Below are 20177 nucleotides of genomic sequence, written 5' to 3'. Positions count from 1 at the left end.
ATCTAATACTTGCTGCTGGAATTATATCAATCTGAAAGATGGATTTTATATAAGAGGTGTTCAATGAACAGTACACTATTTCTTACCGGCTTCGGTGCGTATGTCTTATTTTTAATTTGGTTGGGGTGGTTTGTTTCTCGTAACCAAAAATCAGGTGAAGACTTTCTACTCGGTGGTCGAAGCTTACCTCTGTTTCTCGTATTAGGTACCACGATAGCAACCATGGTTGGCACGGGCTCAAGTATGGGCGCGGTCGGCTTTGGTTACTCAAACGGTTGGGCTGGTGCGCTTTACGGCATTGGCGGCGCAATTGGTATTTTACTATTGGCGCTGTGGTTTGCACCGGTTCGTAAACTTAACTTCATGACGATGAGTGAAGAACTTGCCTACTACGTGGGTGCAAACCGCATCGTGAAGAACGTGGTTGGTCTGCTTATCTTTATCGCTTGTATTGGCTGGCTGGGCGCACACATCCTTGGAGGTGGTATGTACTTAGCGTGGATTGCCGATATTGAGCTCAGCACTGCGAAGATGATTATCGCAGCAGCGTTTACCATTTATGTTGTTATTGGCGGTTACACTGCCGTAGTTTGGACGGATACCATTCAAGCCATCATCTTGTTTGTCGGCTTCATTCTAATGGCGGTACTGTCTGTGCAGCACATAGGTGGTTTAGACAACCTTTATTCTGCTATGGACCCAGAAGCAGTCAGCTTCCTTGCGATTGATAAGCTGGGTTTAATTCCTGCGGTTTCTCTTGCTGTCGTGATTGGTGTGGGTGTACTTGCAACGCCTTCATTCCGCCAACGTATTTACTCAGGTAAAGATGTATCAACCATCCGTCGTTCATTCGTGGCGTCTGGTGTGCTGTACTTGTTCTTCTCAATCATCCCAGCAGTTATTGGCATGGCGGCGCATGCGATGGACCCTGAACTGAACAACGCGAACTTTGCTTTCCCGTATATCGCAGCAACGATATTGCCAGCAGGCGTCGGTCTTATTGTTCTGATTGCGGGTTTATCGGCAACCATGTCGAGTGCAAGTTCAGATGCGATTGCGGGCGTGTCTATCTTACTGCGTGATGTTTACGTCATGTTCACAGGTCGCGTGCCAAACAAAGAATCCATGTTGAATTACTCTCGCTTGGCTCTGATTGTAGTGATCGGTTGTGCATTGCTGTTCGCACTAACCTCGAACGACATCATCAGCTATATCACTAAGATGATCTCGACAGTCATGTCTGGTATGTTTGTCTGCGGTATGTTGGGTCGCTTCTGGAAGCGTTACAACTGACAAGGTGCATTGGCAACATTGGCCGGTGCATCTATGGCTTCATTTGCAGTAATGATGAGCCCAGACCTGACCACTTTTTGGGGTAACCCAGTGATTCCATCTTGCTTATTTGCCCTAACCGCAGGTGTGGTAGTAAGCCTAGTGACTCCAGCTAACCAAGTTTCACCAGAAATAGCGAAAGCAATCCTTGATGATGAGCGTGCTCTGATGGAAATGGAATTGTCTGATAAAGGTCTTCTGGAACAAGATGCTTCTCTACAAAACCGCACAACTGCGGCAAATCAAAATGCTTAACAGAAGATAGTTTCCGGCTCGAGCAGAAACTCGTTGATAAGCGCCTGACAAACGGGTGGCTCCCCCGAGCCACTATTCTAAATCTATCCAAATTAGGTGAACGATGACGGATTCATCCCATACTAAAATTGCTTTCTTTGGCGAATGCATGATTGAACTGAGCGGCGACCCAATTCGCAAAGGTTTTGGGGGCGACACGCTCAATACTGCACTTTACCTCTCTCGCCTGACTAATCAGCAACCTGTCCGAGTGTCTTACGCGACCGGTCTTGGGGAAGACGTACTTTCTCAAGAACTTCTGGAAAACTGGCAACAAGAAGGCATTGCAACTGATCTTGTCGAGATCTTCCCAGCTCAGTTGCCGGGGTTGTATATGGTGCAGACAGATCAAGAAGGCGAGCGCAGCTTTCTTTATTGGCGTGATAGCGCAGCTGTTAAAAGCTACTTCTCTACCTCTTCACTCAATAAATTAGAGTCTGCGATTACGAACCAAGAACTGGATTACCTCTACCTAAGTGGCATCAGCATTGCGATTTTAAATGACGATAGCAAGGTAAGGCTTAAAAAGGCGTTAAGTCTGTTCTCACAAGGTGGAGGCAAAATTATCTTTGATAATAACTTCCGTCCTCAACTTTGGTCTGCAGAAGAGGCGAAACATTGGTACAGCCAAATTCTGCCTTTAGTCGACATTGCACTTATCACAGAAGACGATGATGTCTTAGTGTGGGGGGAAGAAGAAAGTGCCGAGCAGCGCTGCCTTAGCTTTGGCTGCCCAGAAATCGTGATCAAACGTGGCTGCGAACCATGCAAGCTGGTTTGGTCGCAAGGTGATGACAAACAAAACCTCAGGCATCAAAACATAGAAAAGCAAAGCGCTTACGTAGCTGCAGAGAAGGTCGAGAAAGTGATCGACACCTGTGCTGCTGGCGATTCCTTTGCCGCTGGTTACTTGGCTGGGCGATTGACCGGACAAAGCTGTGAGCAGTCTGCTCAACTCGGTCACCGACTAGCCGCAACCGTTATTCAATATCCTGGCGCGATCATTCCAAACGACGCCATGGCTCATCTCATTCGATAATTTCCGAGAACGTATTATGTCCCAAGCAATGATTAAACAACTTCAGCAATTCAAAGTTATTCCAGTTATCCAAATCAACAAAGTTGAGCACGCGATTCCATTGGCGAAAGTACTAGTAGAAAACGGCCTGCCAGTCGCAGAAGTGACGTTTCGAACAGAAGCGGCAGCCGATGCGATTAAAGCCATGCGTGACGCATATCCGCAAATGTGCATCGGTGCAGGTACAGTATTGACGCCAGAGCAAATTACCCAAGCGAAAGACGCGGGCGCAGAGTTTATTGTCGCGCCGGGGTTGAATCCAAATACGGTACGTCGCTGCCAAGAAATCAACATGCCAATCGTACCGGGTGTGAACAGTCCAAGTCAGGTTGAACAAGCACTTGAGCTGGGTTTGAACTTCCTCAAATTCTTTCCTGCGGAAGCGAGCGGCGGTATTGCGATGGTGAAATCGCTACTGGCACCTTATGTCGATGTGAGTTTGATGCCGACGGGTGGTATTGGCAAAAATAACGTCAATGATTACTTAGCCATCGACCGTGTGGTTTGTTGCGGTGGTACTTGGATGGTGGCACCGAGCTTAATTGAAAACGAACAGTGGGACGAGGTTGGCAAGCTGGTTCGTGAAGCGGTGGAGCTGGTCGCATAACTCAAACAAAGTGTTTTGGCCGAGTCACATGCTTCTTTTAAACAGAGTGACTCGGGTTGAATAACAACGATAGGATGGCGCGGATGAACAAAGGAACATTAGTACTACTCATTTCAGGCTTAATCACAATTCCAACGGCAGCGATGGCGATGACTCCCAACACCGATCTTAACCTAATGCCTTATCCACAAAATGTAGAGCTGGGGCAGGGGAAAATCTCACTGGATAAATCCTTCAGCATTTACATCAAAGGCTATGATTCACCGCGGGTGCAGTTCAACATAAAGCGCACTATGGAGCGTTTATATCGCCAAACTGGCTTACCAATGTTGAACTGGTATGCCGAGTCGGAAAAAGACGCGACCTTGGTGATTGATATTCGCAATGCGCCGAAGTCAGAGGTGCAAGACATTAATAGTGATGAGTCTTATCAACTGGAATCGCGCAATGGTCAGATCATCATTCGCTCCGAACGCCCTTACGGTGCTTTCCATGGTTTAGAAACCTTTTTGCAGTTAGTGACTACGGATGCGACAGGGTACTTTGTTCCTGCAGTGTCGATTCAAGATGAGCCGCGTTTTCCTTGGCGTGGTGTTTCTTACGACACTTCCCGTCACTTTATTGAACTCGATGTGATCCTTCGCCAACTCGATGCGATGGCATCAGCAAAAATGAATGTCTTCCATTGGCATATGTGGGATGACCAAGCGATCCGTATCCAACTCGATAATTACCAAAAACTGTGGCAAGACACCGCAGATGGTGATTACTACACCAAAGATGAAATCCGCTATGTGGTGAATTATGCGCGTAACCTTGGCATTCGAGTTATCCCTGAAATCTCTTTGCCGGGACATGCTTCGGCAGTAGCGCACGCATACCCTGAGTTGATGTCTGGTATGGGCGAGCAATCTTATCCACATCAACGTGGCTGGGGTGTGTTTGAACCGTTAATGGACCCTACCAATCCCGAACTTTACAAGATGCTGGCGAGCGTGTTTGACGAAGTGGTCGAGCTCTTTCCAGATGAGTATTTCCATATCGGCGGTGATGAGCCTAATTACCAACAGTGGAAAGACAACCCCAAGATTCAGCAATTTATCAAAGACAATAACTTAGATGGTGAGCGTGGTCTGCAATCGTATTTGAATACTAAGGTTGAACAAATGCTGGAAGCACGCGGCAAGAAGATGACAGGTTGGGATGAAATCTGGCACAAAGATCTTCCTACTTCGATTGTGATTCAAAGCTGGCAAGGGCACGACAGTATTGGTCGAGCAGCAAAAGAGGGCTACCAAGGTATTCTCTCAACAGGTTATTATCTAGACCAGCCTCAACCAACCAGCTATCACTACCGCAATGACCCAATACCGAAAGGAATTACGGTAGATGACCAACTATATCAAGATGAGAAATTCGCGACTTATAATTGGGTGAAACCGCGCAACAAAGGTGGTCCGCGTACAGGTAATCTAACCATTATTAAAGCGACAGACGGCAGCTACCGTGCGTTTACCGATTACAACGGTAAGTCTCGCGAAGAGGTGTTCATCATTGAGTACCTACCGGGTGTGAAATTTAGAGGCCACTTCGATAACTTTATGTCTTATACCGAGTTCAATTATGACTTTGCGGATGGCAAGTTGAAAGATAGTAGTTACCAGTTGATTGGCAATGTTCGTTGGCCTACGACTGGAGAATTAGTGGCGATCAGTGACATGGAAGGTAGTATAATTCCCGAGCCTAATGGCGGTTATCCGGCAGAACTGACCGAGAAAGAACAGCAGCTAATCTTGGGTGGAGAAATCACCATTTGGGGAGAGAACCTCGATTCAATGACCATCGAGCAACGTTTATGGCCGAGAAGCTACGCAATTGCTGAGCGTCTATGGTCGAGTCAAGACCTGACCGATGAACGCAGCATGTACAGGCGCATGAAGGTAATAGATACATGGTCTGAAATTTCGCTTGGCTTGCGTCATCATGCCGATGCCAATATGATGTTGAAACGTCTTGCCAATGGTGCGGACGAAACACCGCTACAAATGTTAGCGAAGTACATTGAGCCAGCTCAATACTACGCTCGTCACTGGGAGAAGTGGATCTCTACACCAAACAAAGGCGATTTATACAACCAGTACGAACGATTAAACCGCTTTGCGGACGCATTACCAGTAGAAAGCCTAGCAGTGTACGAGATGCAAGATTTGGTCGTGGCTTATGCTCAAGGTGATATAACTGCGTTGGATGCGTTAGCGATGCATTATCAAAATATTAAATTAGCGGCGCAGCAAGCCAAACCTATTTTCGCGGCAAATGTGGCGTCGGTAGAAACAGTGCCAGTTGCAGAAGCTGCCATTAAAGTTGCCGATTTAGGTTTAACCTTGATTGAACTTGCTAAGCAGGGCAGTGGTATGGGCCAATCTGATGTTGAAGCGTATCAACGTATCATCAATGAAAATGCGATTATTTTTGATGAAACTATTGTCGCTATTGTCGTACCAACTGAGCAGTTGCTTCACACTTTAACCGATTGATAACTAAAAGAGATTGCCGTCTGGTATCACAGGCGGAATCTTAACGGTTAAGCATTATTATATCTCCGAAAGGTTTTCTCATGACATTAAATGGTCACTTACATTTTTATGTGGGCACCTATACCGATTCACCAAGTCAAAGTCATGGTATCGCGTGTGTCTCTCTCGATTCGACTACTGGTTTACTGACAATCAATCACGACCTCGTGCCAGACGCGATGAGAACGACACGCAATCCGTCTTATCTTACGGTTACCGAACATGGCTTATACACCTTTAATGAAGTAGAACGCTTGGAAGGTGCAGAGCTGATTTTTGCTGAAAATACAGACAGCTATGCATTGCCAATTGAAGGCGACTATCCTTGCTATGTCGACATCAAAGCCCCGCTACTTGCTGTGGCCAACTACGGTTCCGGCAATGTAAGTGTTTACCACATTGATGAGTATGGTAATCCGTTGAAATCTATTGCAGAATTATATGTGGAAGGCAGTGGTCCCAATATTGCTCGTCAAGCCTCGTCTCATGCGCATCAAGCAACGTTTCTTAATCACACCAAGCAACTTGCTGTGGTCGATTTAGGCACAGATAGTGTCCATTTTTATGACTTTGAAAATGACGGTGAGGCATGCAGCTTTTCACTCGCACAAAGCGTCGCTATGCCTGCTGGATCAGGTCCTCGTCATTTGGTTTTCAACAGTGAAGAGTCTATTGCGTACGTGGTGTGTGAATTGTCCGAAACGCTGGTGGTACTTTGCAAGCACGGCGAGCAATGGAATCTGACTCAGCAAGTTAAGCTGCTAGCCGATGAAGAAAACAAAGAAGCTGCGTCTGCGATTCGTCTCTCTGCGGATGAGCGTTTTGTCTATGTCTCATGCCGTGCGCAAAACGTGATCAGTACATTTGATGTAACGAGTAATATCCCGGTTCAAATTGCGATGTCCGATTGTGGTGGTAAGTTTCCAAGAGATTTTGTTTTATCCCGTGACGGGCAGTGGATGCTCGTTGCTAATCAACATTCGAATAATGTCGCTAGCTTTCATAGGAATCCGGAAACTGGCGCTATCACTCCAACCGGATACTCGTGTGATGTTGGTGCACCTGTGTGCTTGGTTGAGAAACAATAATTAAGAGAAATAACATGATAATTCATCGTATTAATCCATGCAAACGTTGGTCTGATGTTACGGTATTCAACGGTATTGCCAATTTTGTTGAGGTGGCAGAAGCCGATACCACTGCGGATATGAAAGGGCAAGTACAACAGATTTTCGACCAAGCTGAGCAAATGTTAGCCAGTGTTGACAGTGATAAGTCGCGCATTCTATCTGTGACGATTTACGTGACGGATTTTGCTAACTTCGATGCGCTAAACGAAGTATGGGATACATGGTTCCCTGAAGGCTGCGCACCAAGCCGTGCTTGCGTCAAAGTTGAATTGGCGAATCCTGAACTCTTAGTAGAAATGGCATTCGTCGCTGCAGCAGGTGAGAAGTACCAATAACCACTCATCGTTAGCTCTTGTCGGGATAATAAAATGCCACTTGTATTGAACAGAGTGGTATTTTTGTTGATGTCTCTTTGGGCTTTTAGCTAGTTAGTGCGATCTAGTCTAATCGAGCGATTTCTTAGAGCGCAAAGAGGCGACGACTAAGCTCACCACGGTGAAAACAAGCACAAGATTGATGATAGATTTGCTAAACTCCCCCTTCTTTCTCCTCTTGACTTCTCTAGCTGAAATCTCCTAATCTGGTGGCCTCATTTCTTTAGGAGAGTACGCCCACATGAATAACTGAGCCTGTTATCCATTTTTTTCATTTATTTTTGGATCGACAGGGTTAGTCGGCGTAGCTCACTTTCCGATCATTCTTTGCCTTATTACCCGCATAGCTCTTCAATCAGAGCGTGCCTTGGCTTTGAATCTCATTTTCGTTATAGCTTAGCGGCGGCGGTTGTCCCTGACTTACAGGAGGCAAATCATGCCAGTTTTACAGGCTGAGAATATCAGCTATCAATTTGCTAATGGCGATAGGTTGTTTGCGTCATTGTCGTTTACCATTAAAAGTCAGCGTATCGGTTTAGTTGGCCGTAACGGGGTGGGTAAATCGATATTAGCGGCGATATTAAGCGGTGATCTACCACCATCGAGCGGTACGATAACCCGAGCGAAGTCGATGGCCATTTATCGTCAGCAAGCTTCGCACTTATTAGCTAGCGACCTGTCTATTGCTCAGTTTTTAGGTAAAGCCGATGTACTTGAAGCGCTAAAACACGTTGAGTCCGGTGATTGCTCAGCGCATTGGTTCGATGTGATTGGCGAGCAGTGGGATTTGCTGCAGCAACTGACTCAGCAACTAAACGCCATCGGGTTACCGGCTGATCCTCACTTTGCTTGCGCACAGCTGAGCGGTGGACAGTTGGCGCGATTGCAGCTTTGGCAACTGTTGAGTAGTCCGCTTGAATTATTGATCCTTGATGAGCCCTCTAACCATCTTGATGGGGCGGCCAAGCAGTGGTTGCTTGAGGCGATGCGGGCTTTCAAGGGGGCGATTTTGCTGATTAGCCATGACCGTTTATTCTTGCGAGAGATGGAGGAGATTTGGCAGTTATCTAGCCTTGGTCTGCAAATCTTTGGCGGAAATTATGATGTGTACGCCGAGCAAAAGCGTCACGAGTCGCAGGCGTTAGAGCGCCAGCTTTCCAATCTTGACAAGCAGCAACGGCAATTAATGATACAAGCGCAGCGAAATCGTGAAAAAGCACAGCAAAGAGCAGCGCAAGGGAACAAATTACGTAAATCGGGTAGTCAGGCGACAAGCTTATTGGATTTTCAGCAAGATAGAGCCACCGCGCGTAGCGCCAATCGCACTAAAAATCAGCAGCGGCGTCAAGTTCATTTAGAGACTAAACAACAAGCATTAAAGGCGAGGAAAGAGTCGATAAGTCAGCAAAAACTCTATTTGGCGGATACCGTTAATCGACCGCGTCATGCCGTTGCATTGTTCGATGCGGTATTGGCTTTCGGGCGCAATGAACCCATCAACTGGCAAGTGAAAGTGGATGAAAAAATTCACCTTATTGGCGCTAATGGCAGTGGTAAATCAACCTTGTTGAAAACCTTACTCGGCAAGCTTTCACTTAAGCAAGGCTCGCTGCAACGGAGCGCGCCAATCTATTATCTTGATCAACATTTCGCGGTGATTGTGCCGCAATTGTCAATGCTCGATAACCTGCTAGAGCAATGTGATGGTATGCAAGCGGGAGAAGCTAGAACATTGCTCGCGGGTATTGGCTTTCGTCGTGAGAGTGTCTTTCGTCTTGGTGGGACTTTAAGCGGCGGTGAGAAGATGAAATTAGCCATGTTGATTGCCAGTCATCAACCGCAGCAGCCATTACTGCTACTTGATGAACCGGATAATCATCTTGATTTGGATTCTAAAATCATCCTAGCTCAAGCTTTATATGATTATCGTGGCGGATTTATTCTCGTCAGTCATGATGATGATTTTGCCACAGATTCGGGAGTGAAGAGGCAAATTGAGCTGTGATGAGAGAATATTGATTTTTATAACAGTGGATGCCTAAGAAAAATAAGGAGTGACTTTAAGTCACTCCTTTTGTAATCAGACCATGGTACTCAAGCAATTACTGCATCCACATTCGAGCGGAACGTGCAGGGATTGATAACATGTGGTAACGGTTATTAACGATAAACTCGTCATCGCTTAATACATCTTGATAAGCGCGATACCAATTGAATTCATGTTGATAGGTATCGATGGTGATGGGCTTCGCTTCTCCACATTTATTGATGCCGACCACCCCTTGTTTGCCACGCTTGAACACCAGCAAGCATGGGTCGCTATGTATCATGGTCATCGATTGGCCTTGCATTGCGTTATGAAAACGTAACATTTTCAGCATAGTCGGTTGATTCCAAACGTTCGCCCAGCGACCATTATCTCTATCTTCGTTCGCCGCAAGGGCATCGCTGTAAATCAGCGGCGTGCCGCCGTCTTTACCTAGGATATAGGCATAAGCGAGCTGTTCATCTTGCGGATCGAGGATCTGATAACGAAAGCCATCATTGGTCGGAATGTCATGGGTGATAGTAAAGGTAATCGCTCGTGCATTATCCAAGGCTTGTCCATAAGCGTGTGGATCATGCAATAAGGTCATGGAACCCTGATAGGAAAACGCGGCGCGAATGGAGGCAAACAGTGGGAAGTCATAAGCGGCATGGTTAGTGTTATTTAAATAAGGGGCCAGAAACCCATCATAAGTGGCATCACCTAGGCCACCACTGGTGATCACTTCGCCAAAAACATGCATATCGGCAATAATATCAGGGGTAAACACTTGATCGATGTGGTATTGACTCATGTGTTTCACAGCATCAATGCGAAAGCCGCTGATACCAATTTGCTTTAGTGCGCGTAGGTAGGCTTTTTGCTGTTCAAGTACCCAATCGTTGGCTGCTAAATCGGGTAAGCCGCGATCTCCCGGGCCACCGCATAAACGCCAATATTGCACGTGACCTGGGTTACTCCAATCGGTAATACAACCTTCAGGATGAAAATCATAGGCTGAGAACAGGTTTTGGGTTAAATCACCAAACAGGGTTTGCTGTTGGTAGTAGCTCGCTTGATTCGCGTAGTTGGTCAATATTTCACTACCTGGATAGTTGAGGTCGCTGCGCTTCCAAGTTTCGTTCGCCATATGATTGAGCACCACATCAGCATAAACGCCAACGCCATAAGTACGTAGGGTATTAACCATGGTTTTAAAATCGGTTTTGTTGCCGATTGGTGAGTCAATCACTCGAAGATCTTGAGGTTGATAGCGTGCCCACCATTCGTTGCCACTGGATTTCATCGCTGGTGAAACCAGCACGTTCTTGTAACCCGCTGCGGCAATGTGCTCTGCGTTGGCAGTCACATCACTATATTTCCAGTTAAAAGCATGCAAGATGGCGTCAGCTTGCACGCTGGTGGTAAAACCTGCGCTGATCAGCGCAGCGTAAGCAATAAGGTACGATGGTTTCATTAGATGCTTCTCTTATTATTATAAAATCGAGAGAAATCATATAAAAGTCATTCTTTCTGTGAATGACTTGGTTGGGAATCATTGATCCAATTCAAACTGTGTAGGGCGGTAAATAGCAAAATTGTGGCACAGCTGAAAATTTGTACCATGTTTGACAAGCTTCTGGTATGACAACAAAAAGTGATGTTACTCAAACTTTATCTTCTGTCCTCTATTTATCGATCATTGGATGGCTTCACACTTACCCATCTCTTCGATTCAAGTACCAAGAGTGATCAGCTATCGTACGGTAAGTTCTAACTGTAATGACTATTGAGATATCCCCTTTCTACTTGAAGCTGCAGCGGTGTTGGCTACGTTCATCCCAATCGCATAGTTTGCCTATGCTCATGGGGATTCACTCACTTGCCGCCTACCTGCAACTTCAAGTCGTTTGGGTATAGTATTTTTTGCAAAAACGCGGATAATCTTGCTAAATCACAGACAAAGAAGAAATAACCCATGACTAATTTTCAATATTACTTTCATCCACTCCCTTGTTTTAACTGTAAAAAAACCACAGTGAGTACTGATTTGGGTTGGTTAACGGCGACGATGAAAGAGGACGTATTAGCACAAGTGGCGACAATCACGGCGCAAGACAGCATCGAACCGGATCTTTCGGTTAAAGTGACGTGCACGAAAGACGAAGCGCGTGATTATTTGTTGCTTAACTTCTTTGGTTACTCTGAAGAAGAGCTTGCTGATCAAGTTGAAGCCGAAGATGAGCGAGAAGTGGCGGATGAGATCGCAGAGCTATTGGTCGAGGGTAGCGAGTCGATTGACTTTGAACACGAAATCGCCCTACAAAGTTGTACTAATTGTGATATTGATGACGAGTAAAATTCAGCACTAATTGGCGTATCATCCATCATCTTATCTTGACTTAAGGCGTTAGCAGATTCAAGTTTGCTGGCGCCTTGTTGACGGCTACATAAAGTTAAGCTGCATTAGAGGTGTGTGATTGTTTAAAAGCAAGGATGAGATAGACTCTAGAAAAGTCTATCGTATGTGTTAATAGCCTCGTCAGCAAGCATCATGGAAACGCTGAACATATTGAGCCAGTGTTAATCCTCGATGTTTTTTAAACATTCGATTGAAACTCGCTATATTAGTATAGCCTAATCTTTGTGCGATGATATCGATGGTTATGCCATGTGTTAGTAAGTTTACGGCTTGATTACTTAAAACATAGCCGCAAACCGTAGAAAAATTTAATCCTTGAGCATGCAGACGTCTTTGTAATTGTTGTTCTGAAATCGACATCAAGTCTGCGACTCGTTTTAAGGTCGGTAGGCCGTAGTGACAGCTGTAATTGATGAGCTCGTAGATCGATTTTAGCTCATCTTCCGGTACTGGCATATTCAGTAGATCGTCGAGATCAGAAAAATTCATGGCAAGACGTTTATTCGTCATGCGTTTTTTTTGCCTTACGGCTAGTCGATCATCAGAATGAAGCCACACTTCAGTTTTATTGTGGTTCCAACCGACATCACAACCAAAGTAATCTTGATATAAAGCATGATTAGTGCGTGAACCAGATAACATCACGCGACGAGGTTTAAACTCTTTTCCTAGATATTCTCGGATAACTTTGGTCATAAATACTGCAATTCGAATGCTGTCATGCACTCTGACGTTGGGATCAACAAATGGATTTTCATAGGTCCATTTTACAATTGGTCCTATTTGAGATCCCGCGAGAAAGACGCCAGATTGGAGGCAGCTTATGCCGTAGTTAATGCGCCGAATGGTGCTGGATAAATCATGACCAGAGAAAAGCCAGCGTCCAATCGGGCCAAGTTTCTCAATATCCAGATCTTTGCTTAGTTTTAGAATGAAATCAGGTTCGGTAAAATGAGCTAAGTTAGTATAAAGTCGATTCAATTCTGTTTGAGGGATGAGGTTCATCGCATGATGAAAAACAGAGTCTGGGATACCCAATTGTTCTTGTGATAAACCATACATACGCTTTGCACTGTGATGCAAATTAATGAAAGAGATAGCACGAGCAAAACGAACCGATTTAATTTCCATAACTACCAATTACATCATAATTCTATGGATAATGAAGTAATCTGTCACAAGCTGAGTGGATTATCAACTTATGAACACAATAGTGCGAAAATGCACTTTGGGAGAATTAGATGAGTCTGCTTAGTTTACCTTTTGTCGATACTGGCGCTGATACGGCTTTGCATGTGATGGCGACTGTCGTTTTAGTCGTGAGTATCGCGGCGGCAGGGTTTGGTTTTTGGAAAATTCACGAATTGCCGATCAATAAAGCACACAGCAAAGATCATCATCAGTTAGGCCTTATCACGGCACTAACATGGATTGGATTCATTTGGCATTGGGTGTGGGTATTAGCGGTTGTTATTGCTTTTGTTGATATGGATAAAGCAATCATTCACTTGCGTAATACTTGGAAAGGTGTACCAGAGACAGACGCCGAACTGCAGGAGAAGAAGTAATGATTGAAGGTTTAGCGGTATGGGCGCTTTTCATTTATTTGTTACGCATGGTCGGAATGCCTTGGAATAAAGCCACTAAAACGTTCTCTTATATGGGAGGAGTATCTTGGTTAATGTTTGTTTGGGTTGGGTTAATCAATTTTACCCCGATGGATCTCTCAGGTGGTTCTGTAGTGCAATCGCCTCATATTCAACTGCGTCCTGATTCATCCAAGGTTAATGGTAAGGTTGAAAAGATTTTTATTTCACCTAACCAACCGATCAGCAAAGGCCAGCCGATTTATCAGTTGGATGATACGCCTTATAAAATTGCGCTTAACCAAGCAGAAGTCATGGTGCAAGCAGCGAAATCCGCTCTTAATGTAGCAAAAAAAGACATCGCTATTGCGCAAGCGAGTCATGAATCTGCACGACAAGAACTTGAAATGTCGAAGAGCCAGTTGGCAGCCGCACGTGCTGAACACCAACTGCAAACTAGCACATTAAGGCGATATGTTGAGCAAAATCGAGTAGCCAATAATACCATTACTCAAAGTGATATCGATAAACAGACAACCGCGGTTGAATTAGCTAAGCATAATATTGCGACGTTGCAATCGTCGTTAAAGAAAAAGGAAGTCGATGCGAATCGAGCAGAATTAGATATTGCTAGGGCTAAATTGACGGTAGAAATGCGCATGACCGATCTCGCTAAAGCAAGAGAACAAGTCGCGAGTGCGCAATGGGATCTCGATAGTACTTTGGTTTATGCGCCTGCCGATGGGTTTGTCACCAACTTTATTTTGCGTGAGGGGCAGCGTGTATCGATGATGCCGAGACTACAAATGTATACCAATGAAAAATACGTGCTGATGAGGGTGAATCACCAAGCTATTCGTAATGTGAAAGTTGGTCAAAGTGCGGAATTTGCTTCTTCCGTCTATCCTGGAAAAATTTTCTCTGCACAAGTGGAAGGTATTGTTGAGGCGACAGGAGAAGCACAGGGAAATCTATTGGGTTGGGATGATTCGATAAGAGTAACCACAGGTAAGAACTTAGCCAATAAACATCACTTTGTTCGTTTAAAAATCGAGGAACCTGAAGGTTATGATTTACCTGTTGGTTCGGTCGGTTTGGCTTGGGTCAGCGGCGAAAAACCGATAGGTTTCCTTTCTTTTCTTGATGTGATCCGCGGTATCGTTATTCGTATGAAATCTCAGTTGTATTTCTTCTACTCAATTTAGGGGATCTTGACTTCGCGGGATGGTTTGGTAGTGATTTGTCGGCTCTTTATATAATTCAGTGCTGTAAAAGATGGTCTACTTCACCTGAGGAAGACAATAGCACCGTAGAGCAGACCGGCAGGCGCTGCCCAGCAAGCTAGATTAAAAGTATGGTGATTGGTGGGCGATAAAAAGTTTTTTACTTTACAAACGGTGGGTGTTTTTGGTCGTTATGTTATATCAATGATCTAAGGTAATAGATCCTACGTAGAACTTTAATATGACCAATTATCAAATCAAGGAATGGCTTAATGTTTTCAATATTTAAATCTGACCCAACCAAAAAGCTTAGAAAACAACATGCTCTGAAGCTCGAAAATGCGATGCTGGCGCAGAGAAAAGGGGATATTCGGACTTACTCGCAGCTCACCTTTGAAGCGGATGAGATGTACAAGCAGATTGAGCGTCTAGAAGCTGAACAAAAGTAATACTGAGAGCGCTTTAGTACCCAGTACTTAATCGCCTCTTTCTAGTGCTAATAAGCCTGCTTTGCGCTCTATACCTCCCGCATAGCCCGTTAGTTTGCCATTTTTTCCAATCACTCTATGGCAGGGAACGATAATGGAAAGTGGATTTTTTCCGTTGGCTAATCCTACCGCTCTGACGGCTTTCGGGTTACCGATTGCCTCAGCCAACTGTTGATAGCTCCATGTCTCGCCATAAGGGATGTTGCCCAATGCTTGCCAAACCGATCGCTGGAATGGCGTTCCTGTGGCGGCTAAAGGCAAACAAAATTGGGTGCGCTGGCCAGCAAAATATTCCTCTAGCTGCTGTATGGTGTCGATAAGTAATGGGCAGTGTGCGGACTCGATACCTAAGTCTGTTGGCATGGTGGTTTCGGTAGCAAACCAAGCACCCAATAATCCTTGTCGACAAGCCTGTAGCGTCATGACTCCAAAAGGGCTTTGGTAATGGGTGAAAGTATTCATGGTAGTGACAGCCTCGATGTGGTGTTCAGTCTTAGATTGATGATTTTTCTTTGTTTAGTTTATCCATTACCCACAAACATACGAGTTATTTTTATCCCTTAATGCCTTCCTGTCGCTGCCTATGGTAAAGAAAGTGTGTTCAAAAAGCGTTCAGTCTTTTTCTCACAAGTCACAAAAAAAACATTCATAAGTTATCCCCCTGTTCTATGCTGATAGTAATAATAAAAACAATACGGCTTAATTTATTTTCGTTGATAAAGACAAAGAGGCGGTGTTATGACTATCAACAATACTATGAAGCTCGTATTTGCTGTCATTGGTGCGGGTATTATTATCAGTGTATTGACAGTACTACAGCTCAATGGATTAATGCACCAAGTCGAACATATGGCGCAAGTTCGTTACCAATCCTATCAAGCGGCAGATGAACTTCGTCAAAGCTCTGATGATTTAACCCGTTTAGGACGTACTTATGTCGTCACCGGTGATGAAAAGTACGAAAAAATGTATATGGATATTTTAGATATTCGTAACGGAAACAAACCCCGTCCAGAAAATTACCACACCATTTATTGGGATCTTGTTTTACAACATGGTCAAAAACCGAAACGAGATGGTAAGGCTATTTCGCTTAATCAAATGATGAGTGATTTAGGCTTTACTGAACAAGAGTTTCGCTTACTGAGAGAAGCTCAAGCTAACTCCGATGCCTTAGTCAATATGGAAGTCAAAGCCATGAATGCGGTTAAAGGACTGTTTGCTGATGCGAGTGGGAATTATACCGTCAGAAGAGCGCCGGATCGTAATATGGCCATCGAGTTATTACACAGTAATCAATACCATCAAGAAAAAGCCAAAATCATGGCTCCAATTGATAAGTTTTTTACTGAACTGGAGAATCGTACCAGTCAACAGATGAATGAGGCCGCACAGAAAGTAAAAAATACGGTGTTGATCGGTAATATCTCATTAGTGATTGTCTTTGTGATTGCCATTCTTGGCTACTTCATTGTCAATCGTAAGGTCGTGAAACCGATAGACAGCATGGCAACCTTGCTCCAAAAAGTCGATAAGGATTCAGATTTAACCCTACGAGTGGATGATAAGAGTAATAATGAACTCGGGATCATTGGTTCGACTATCAACAAAGTCTTGGTTAGTTATTCTTCGACCATTACCAAAATTAACCAAGTTAACCATACTATCTCTGCTATCTCAGACACGATTCGTGATGTGACTGAGCAAAATGCAAAAGTGGCGAATCAGCAGAGCCAAGAGCTAGAAATGGCGGCTACCGCTATGGAAGAGATGACCTCGGCACTGTCTACCGTTGCTGAAAGTACTACGATGGCTGAGCAGTACGCCGGTAGTGCAGAAAAAGAAGCCAGTACCAGTAAGCAGGTATTTGATAAAACGACTCATGAGTTTGGTGAGCTGGAAAGCGAATTTACCAAAACGTCTGAGGTGATTCAGCAATTGGCGAATGAATCGAATAATGTTGGTAATGTGCTTGACGTCATTAAGGCTATTGCCGAACAAACCAACTTACTAGCATTGAATGCGGCGATTGAGGCGGCTCGTGCCGGTGAGCAAGGGCGTGGGTTTGCGGTGGTTGCTGATGAAGTTCGCTCTCTTGCCCAGCGAACTCAACAGTCAACGGGTGAAATTGAAACCATGATTTCTGCGCTGCAAGAAAAAGCAGAGCAGTCTACCAAAACCATTCGTTCCAGTGCCGATAAAATGCAATCGACACGCACGAATATGTCTACCGCTAATGAAGCATTGGGTACCATACAAAACTCGGCCATTGAAATCCATAAGCTTAATACCTCTATTGCCTCGGCAACGGAAGAGCAGTTAACAGTGAGTGATGAGATATCGAGTAATCTCAGTAATATTAAATCACTATCTTCTGATATGAATATTGCCATCAATCAACTTGGTCCAGTGGTTAGGGATTTGCAGCACAATGTTGATGATTTAAATGCTGCGATTAAACATATTCGAACTTAATAAGTTGATGCATAAGCCTATTAATCATATTGACCCTCATAAGAGGGTCGATTTATAAACAGATAGAGAGTGTTTCATTTGATTTTTAATCATTGGTGAGCTTTATTAAGCTCGATGATATTAAAGAGTGCTGTATTTATTTTTCCGGTTTCTTCACCGTTGAATAACAAAAAATAGATAAAGGAATTAGCCATGTCACAACAACAAAAATTCCGTTTAGTCACGAGAAGTGACTTTGATGGTTTGGTGTGCGCTGTATTGCTCAAACAGCTTGAGTTGATTGATGAGATTAAGTTTGTACACCCGAAAGATATGCAAGATGGACTGATAGAGATTACCGAACACGATATTGTTACCAATTTACCTTATGTTAAAGAAGCGCATATGGTGTTTGACCATCATTTATCAGAAACCATTCGTAATCAAGGCGCTCGACCTAATCATGTTATTGACCCGAATGCACCTTCTGCCGCGCGTGTAGTATGGGATCATTATGGGGGGAAGTCCGTATTTCCAGAACGATGGATAGAGATGATGGCGGCGGTTGATAAAGGCGATTCGGCTCAATTTACTCGCGATGAAGTGCTCGATTCTCAAAGTTGGAACTTATTAAATTTCTTGATGGATGCTCGCACTGGGCTCGGCCGATTCAAAGAGTTTCGAGTATCCAACTATAACTTAATGATGAATTTGATTGAGAATTGTCGTACCCAAAGTATTGAACAAATTTTGGTACTGCCTGATGTGCAGGAGCGGGTAGAGCTTTATCGCGAGCATGAAGTCAAATTTAAAGAACAGATTCAACGTTGTGGAAAAGTCTATCGCAATCTTGTTTTATTGGATTTAACCAATGAAGAGGTGATTTACGCCGGTAATCGATTCATTATTTATGCGCTCTTTCCTCACTGTAATATCTCGATTCACAAAATGTGGGGTTTTCAACAGCAGAATATTGTTTTTGCTACTGGTAAATCGATTTTTGATCGTAGTTCCAAAACCAATGTTGGTGCGTTAATGCTCAAATACGGTGGCGGCGGTCATCATGCTGCTGGAACGTGTCAAATTCCCTTATCTGAAGCAGACCGTGTACAAGAAGAATTGATCAAACAAATTAATTTAGACGGTTAGGTTTGTCTCTGGAAAATAACAAACAGGGTACTTAGTACCCTGTTTGTTGTATTAATATTAGAGACTAACAGCCATTACGAGATAGCCAGTTATAGGCGGCTCTTGCTTGAACTATCCCCCAACCGTAAAAATTATCTCTACCTGCGGCACCACGATCGAGAGCCGTTTGACTGAGTGACTGACGGATTCGCTCTGGTCGACATTGTGGAAAGTGACTCCAAACCAGCGCTGCGACACCTGCAACGTGAGGAGAAGCCATTGAGGTTCCGCTATAGCTTAAGTAGCCGCCATTATTTCCCGTGGATAAAACATTCACCCCGGGCGCTGAAAGCTCAACTTGTGAATTGAACTGTGAGAAGTTAGCCACATTACCACTTGAGTTAACCGCCGCAACTGAGACCACTGCATCATAAGACGCCGGGTATGAGAAGCCGCTGTTTCCTGAGTTACCTGCTGCTGCAACTAAGAGCATCCCTTGTTGGTAAAAGTTACGCATTGCGTTTTGTTCGGTTACGCTGCCTTGGCTACCACCTAAACTCATATTTACCACATGACTGCCTGCACTTTGACAAGATTGGATAGCTTGAATCAAATCCGAAGCGCGAGTCCAGACACCGGAATCGTTAAAGATTTTTACGTTGTGTAGGCCGACTAAGCCAGACGGTAGGACTCCGACAACCCCCACATTATTATCTAGGGCGACAATCGTTCCTGCAACGTGAGTTCCATGGCCATTGCCATCAGTGAACCATGAGCCATGGCCAGAGAAAGTGCTGCCTGTGACACCAGCGCTGGGTAAATCTACGTGGTTGCGTAAATAGCCTGAATCGATTACACAAACTTTACGATTAGCTGCATAGACGTCAGAGAGTTGATCCGCTTGTACCATACGGATTCCGTATGGCGTTTGCTGTGCGTAAGGTTCAATCTCTGCATCGAATAAGTAACGTATTGGATCAACTTCGATCATCGCCACATCAGGATTATCGAGCAATTGCTTGGCTTGACTTGGCGTCATTTCAACCACAGAAGTATGTAATGACTCGAGGTGATTGATTACGGTTACTTGCTCTGTGCTTAATATATCAGCGGCTTTTTGCAGTGAGAAGTCAGTTTCCGTTAAGCCGTTTTGACTCATCCGCATAGGCCCGCTGGTTGCCCCAGGCACGTAGGTAACAAAATAGCGTTGTTCTGTTTGATGATTTTCAACAGCAACAGAGGGGGTAAAACTCGGTACTTCTTGATCCTTGAGCTGAGATGCAACTGCCAGTGAGATTGATGTTGGCAATAATAATCCAGCCAGTACTGTACGTTTGAAATTTTTCTTAAACATTTTTTTATCCTTGTAAAATGTTAGTGGCGAATACCACCCATCAAGGATCATAACAATGGCAGTCATTCGCCAGTTTTACCGTTTATTAATAAAGCTATTATTAGG

General features: G+C 44.4%; 16 protein-coding genes and 1 pseudogene. 13 read left to right on the top strand and 4 right to left on the bottom strand.

Going from position 1 to position 20177, the window contains the following annotated elements:
- Positions 1-63: 63 nt before the first annotated feature.
- From CAG60_RS05745 to CAG60_RS05715, 7 genes and pseudogenes are all read left to right on the top strand, one after another.
- Positions 64-1587: pseudogene (locus CAG60_RS05745) on the top strand (sodium:solute symporter family protein).
- 103 nt (positions 1588-1690) lie between these two features.
- Positions 1691-2665, top strand: a complete 975-nt coding sequence (locus CAG60_RS05740; protein ID WP_161425492.1) for a sugar kinase — start codon at positions 1691-1693, stop codon at positions 2663-2665.
- Positions 2666-2681: 16 nt separating this feature from the next.
- Positions 2682-3311, top strand: coding sequence for a bifunctional 4-hydroxy-2-oxoglutarate aldolase/2-dehydro-3-deoxy-phosphogluconate aldolase (locus tag CAG60_RS05735; RefSeq protein ID WP_161438466.1), 630 nt, complete (start codon positions 2682-2684; stop codon positions 3309-3311).
- Positions 3312-3394: 83 nt separating this feature from the next.
- Positions 3395-5848 (top strand): beta-N-acetylhexosaminidase, encoded by a 2454-nt coding sequence (locus CAG60_RS05730; protein ID WP_161438465.1) that lies wholly within the window; start codon positions 3395-3397, stop codon positions 5846-5848.
- Between the two features lie 80 nt (positions 5849-5928).
- Positions 5929-6975 carry a lactonase family protein gene (locus CAG60_RS05725; RefSeq protein ID WP_161438464.1) on the top strand — a complete coding sequence of 349 codons (1047 nt, stop codon included), beginning with the start codon at positions 5929-5931 and terminating at the stop codon, positions 6973-6975.
- A 14-nt stretch (positions 6976-6989) separates the two neighbouring features.
- The gene (locus tag CAG60_RS05720) at positions 6990-7352 is read left to right on the top strand and encodes a RidA family protein (RefSeq protein WP_161438463.1); all 363 of its coding nucleotides are present in this window, start codon (positions 6990-6992) and stop codon (positions 7350-7352) included.
- A gap of 475 nt (positions 7353-7827) precedes the next feature.
- Positions 7828-9396: an ATP-binding cassette domain-containing protein gene (locus tag CAG60_RS05715; protein ID WP_161438462.1), complete on the top strand. Its 1569-nt coding sequence runs from the start codon at positions 7828-7830 to the stop codon at positions 9394-9396.
- Between the two features lie 97 nt (positions 9397-9493).
- Here CAG60_RS05715 and CAG60_RS05710 read toward each other — a convergent pair whose 3' ends face one another.
- Entirely contained in the window at positions 9494-10894 is a 1401-nt protein-coding gene (locus CAG60_RS05710; protein WP_161425494.1) for an alpha-amylase family protein, read from the bottom strand.
- Between the two features lie 501 nt (positions 10895-11395).
- Between CAG60_RS05710 and CAG60_RS05705 the strand changes: the two genes are divergently transcribed.
- A complete protein-coding gene (locus CAG60_RS05705) occupies positions 11396-11776 on the top strand; it encodes a hypothetical protein (RefSeq protein ID WP_161429667.1) in 381 nt (126 codons plus the stop codon).
- A 183-nt stretch (positions 11777-11959) separates the two neighbouring features.
- On the opposite strand, the gene CAG60_RS05700 is transcribed toward CAG60_RS05705, so the two are convergent.
- The gene (locus CAG60_RS05700; RefSeq protein ID WP_161438461.1) at positions 11960-12970 is read right to left on the bottom strand and encodes an AraC family transcriptional regulator; all 1011 of its coding nucleotides are present in this window, start codon (positions 12968-12970) and stop codon (positions 11960-11962) included.
- A gap of 110 nt (positions 12971-13080) precedes the next feature.
- Between CAG60_RS05700 and CAG60_RS05695 the strand changes: the two genes are divergently transcribed.
- From CAG60_RS05695 to CAG60_RS05685, 3 genes are all read left to right on the top strand, one after another.
- Entirely contained in the window at positions 13081-13407 is a 327-nt protein-coding gene (locus CAG60_RS05695; protein WP_158138242.1) for an MFS transporter, read from the top strand.
- On the top strand, positions 13407-14630 hold the full coding sequence (locus CAG60_RS05690) for an HlyD family secretion protein (RefSeq protein ID WP_161425951.1): 1224 nt from the start codon (positions 13407-13409) through the stop codon (positions 14628-14630). The genes CAG60_RS05695 and CAG60_RS05690 overlap by 1 nt, the downstream gene beginning before the upstream one ends.
- A 290-nt stretch (positions 14631-14920) precedes the next feature.
- A complete protein-coding gene (locus CAG60_RS05685; protein ID WP_161438460.1) occupies positions 14921-15097 on the top strand; it encodes a DUF6435 family protein in 177 nt (58 codons plus the stop codon).
- A gap of 27 nt (positions 15098-15124) precedes the next feature.
- Here the strand turns inward: CAG60_RS05685 and CAG60_RS05680 are convergent, their stop codons facing one another.
- On the bottom strand, positions 15125-15598 hold the full coding sequence (locus CAG60_RS05680; protein WP_161438459.1) for a methylated-DNA--[protein]-cysteine S-methyltransferase: 474 nt from the start codon (positions 15596-15598) through the stop codon (positions 15125-15127).
- A 276-nt stretch (positions 15599-15874) separates the two neighbouring features.
- Here CAG60_RS05680 and CAG60_RS05675 point away from each other — a divergent pair, with 276 nt between their 5' ends.
- Together CAG60_RS05675 and CAG60_RS05670 are read left to right on the top strand one after the other, a co-directional pair.
- A complete protein-coding gene (locus CAG60_RS05675; protein ID WP_004395510.1) occupies positions 15875-17611 on the top strand; it encodes a methyl-accepting chemotaxis protein in 1737 nt (578 codons plus the stop codon).
- A gap of 192 nt (positions 17612-17803) precedes the next feature.
- The gene (locus tag CAG60_RS05670) at positions 17804-18739 is read left to right on the top strand and encodes an exopolyphosphatase (protein WP_161425948.1); all 936 of its coding nucleotides are present in this window, start codon (positions 17804-17806) and stop codon (positions 18737-18739) included.
- A gap of 64 nt (positions 18740-18803) precedes the next feature.
- Here the strand turns inward: CAG60_RS05670 and CAG60_RS05665 are convergent, their stop codons facing one another.
- Entirely contained in the window at positions 18804-20072 is a 1269-nt protein-coding gene (locus CAG60_RS05665) for a S8 family peptidase (RefSeq protein ID WP_158144032.1), read from the bottom strand.
- Positions 20073-20177: the final 105 nt, after the last annotated feature.

Origin of the sequence: Vibrio sp. V33_P6A3T137, from assembly GCF_009904835.1 — a bacterium.
GTDB classification, from domain to species: Bacteria; Pseudomonadota; Gammaproteobacteria; order Enterobacterales; family Vibrionaceae; genus Vibrio; species Vibrio metschnikovii.
The sequence above is the reverse complement of the archived record's forward strand: the minus strand, read 5'-3'. Positions and strand labels throughout refer to the sequence as shown.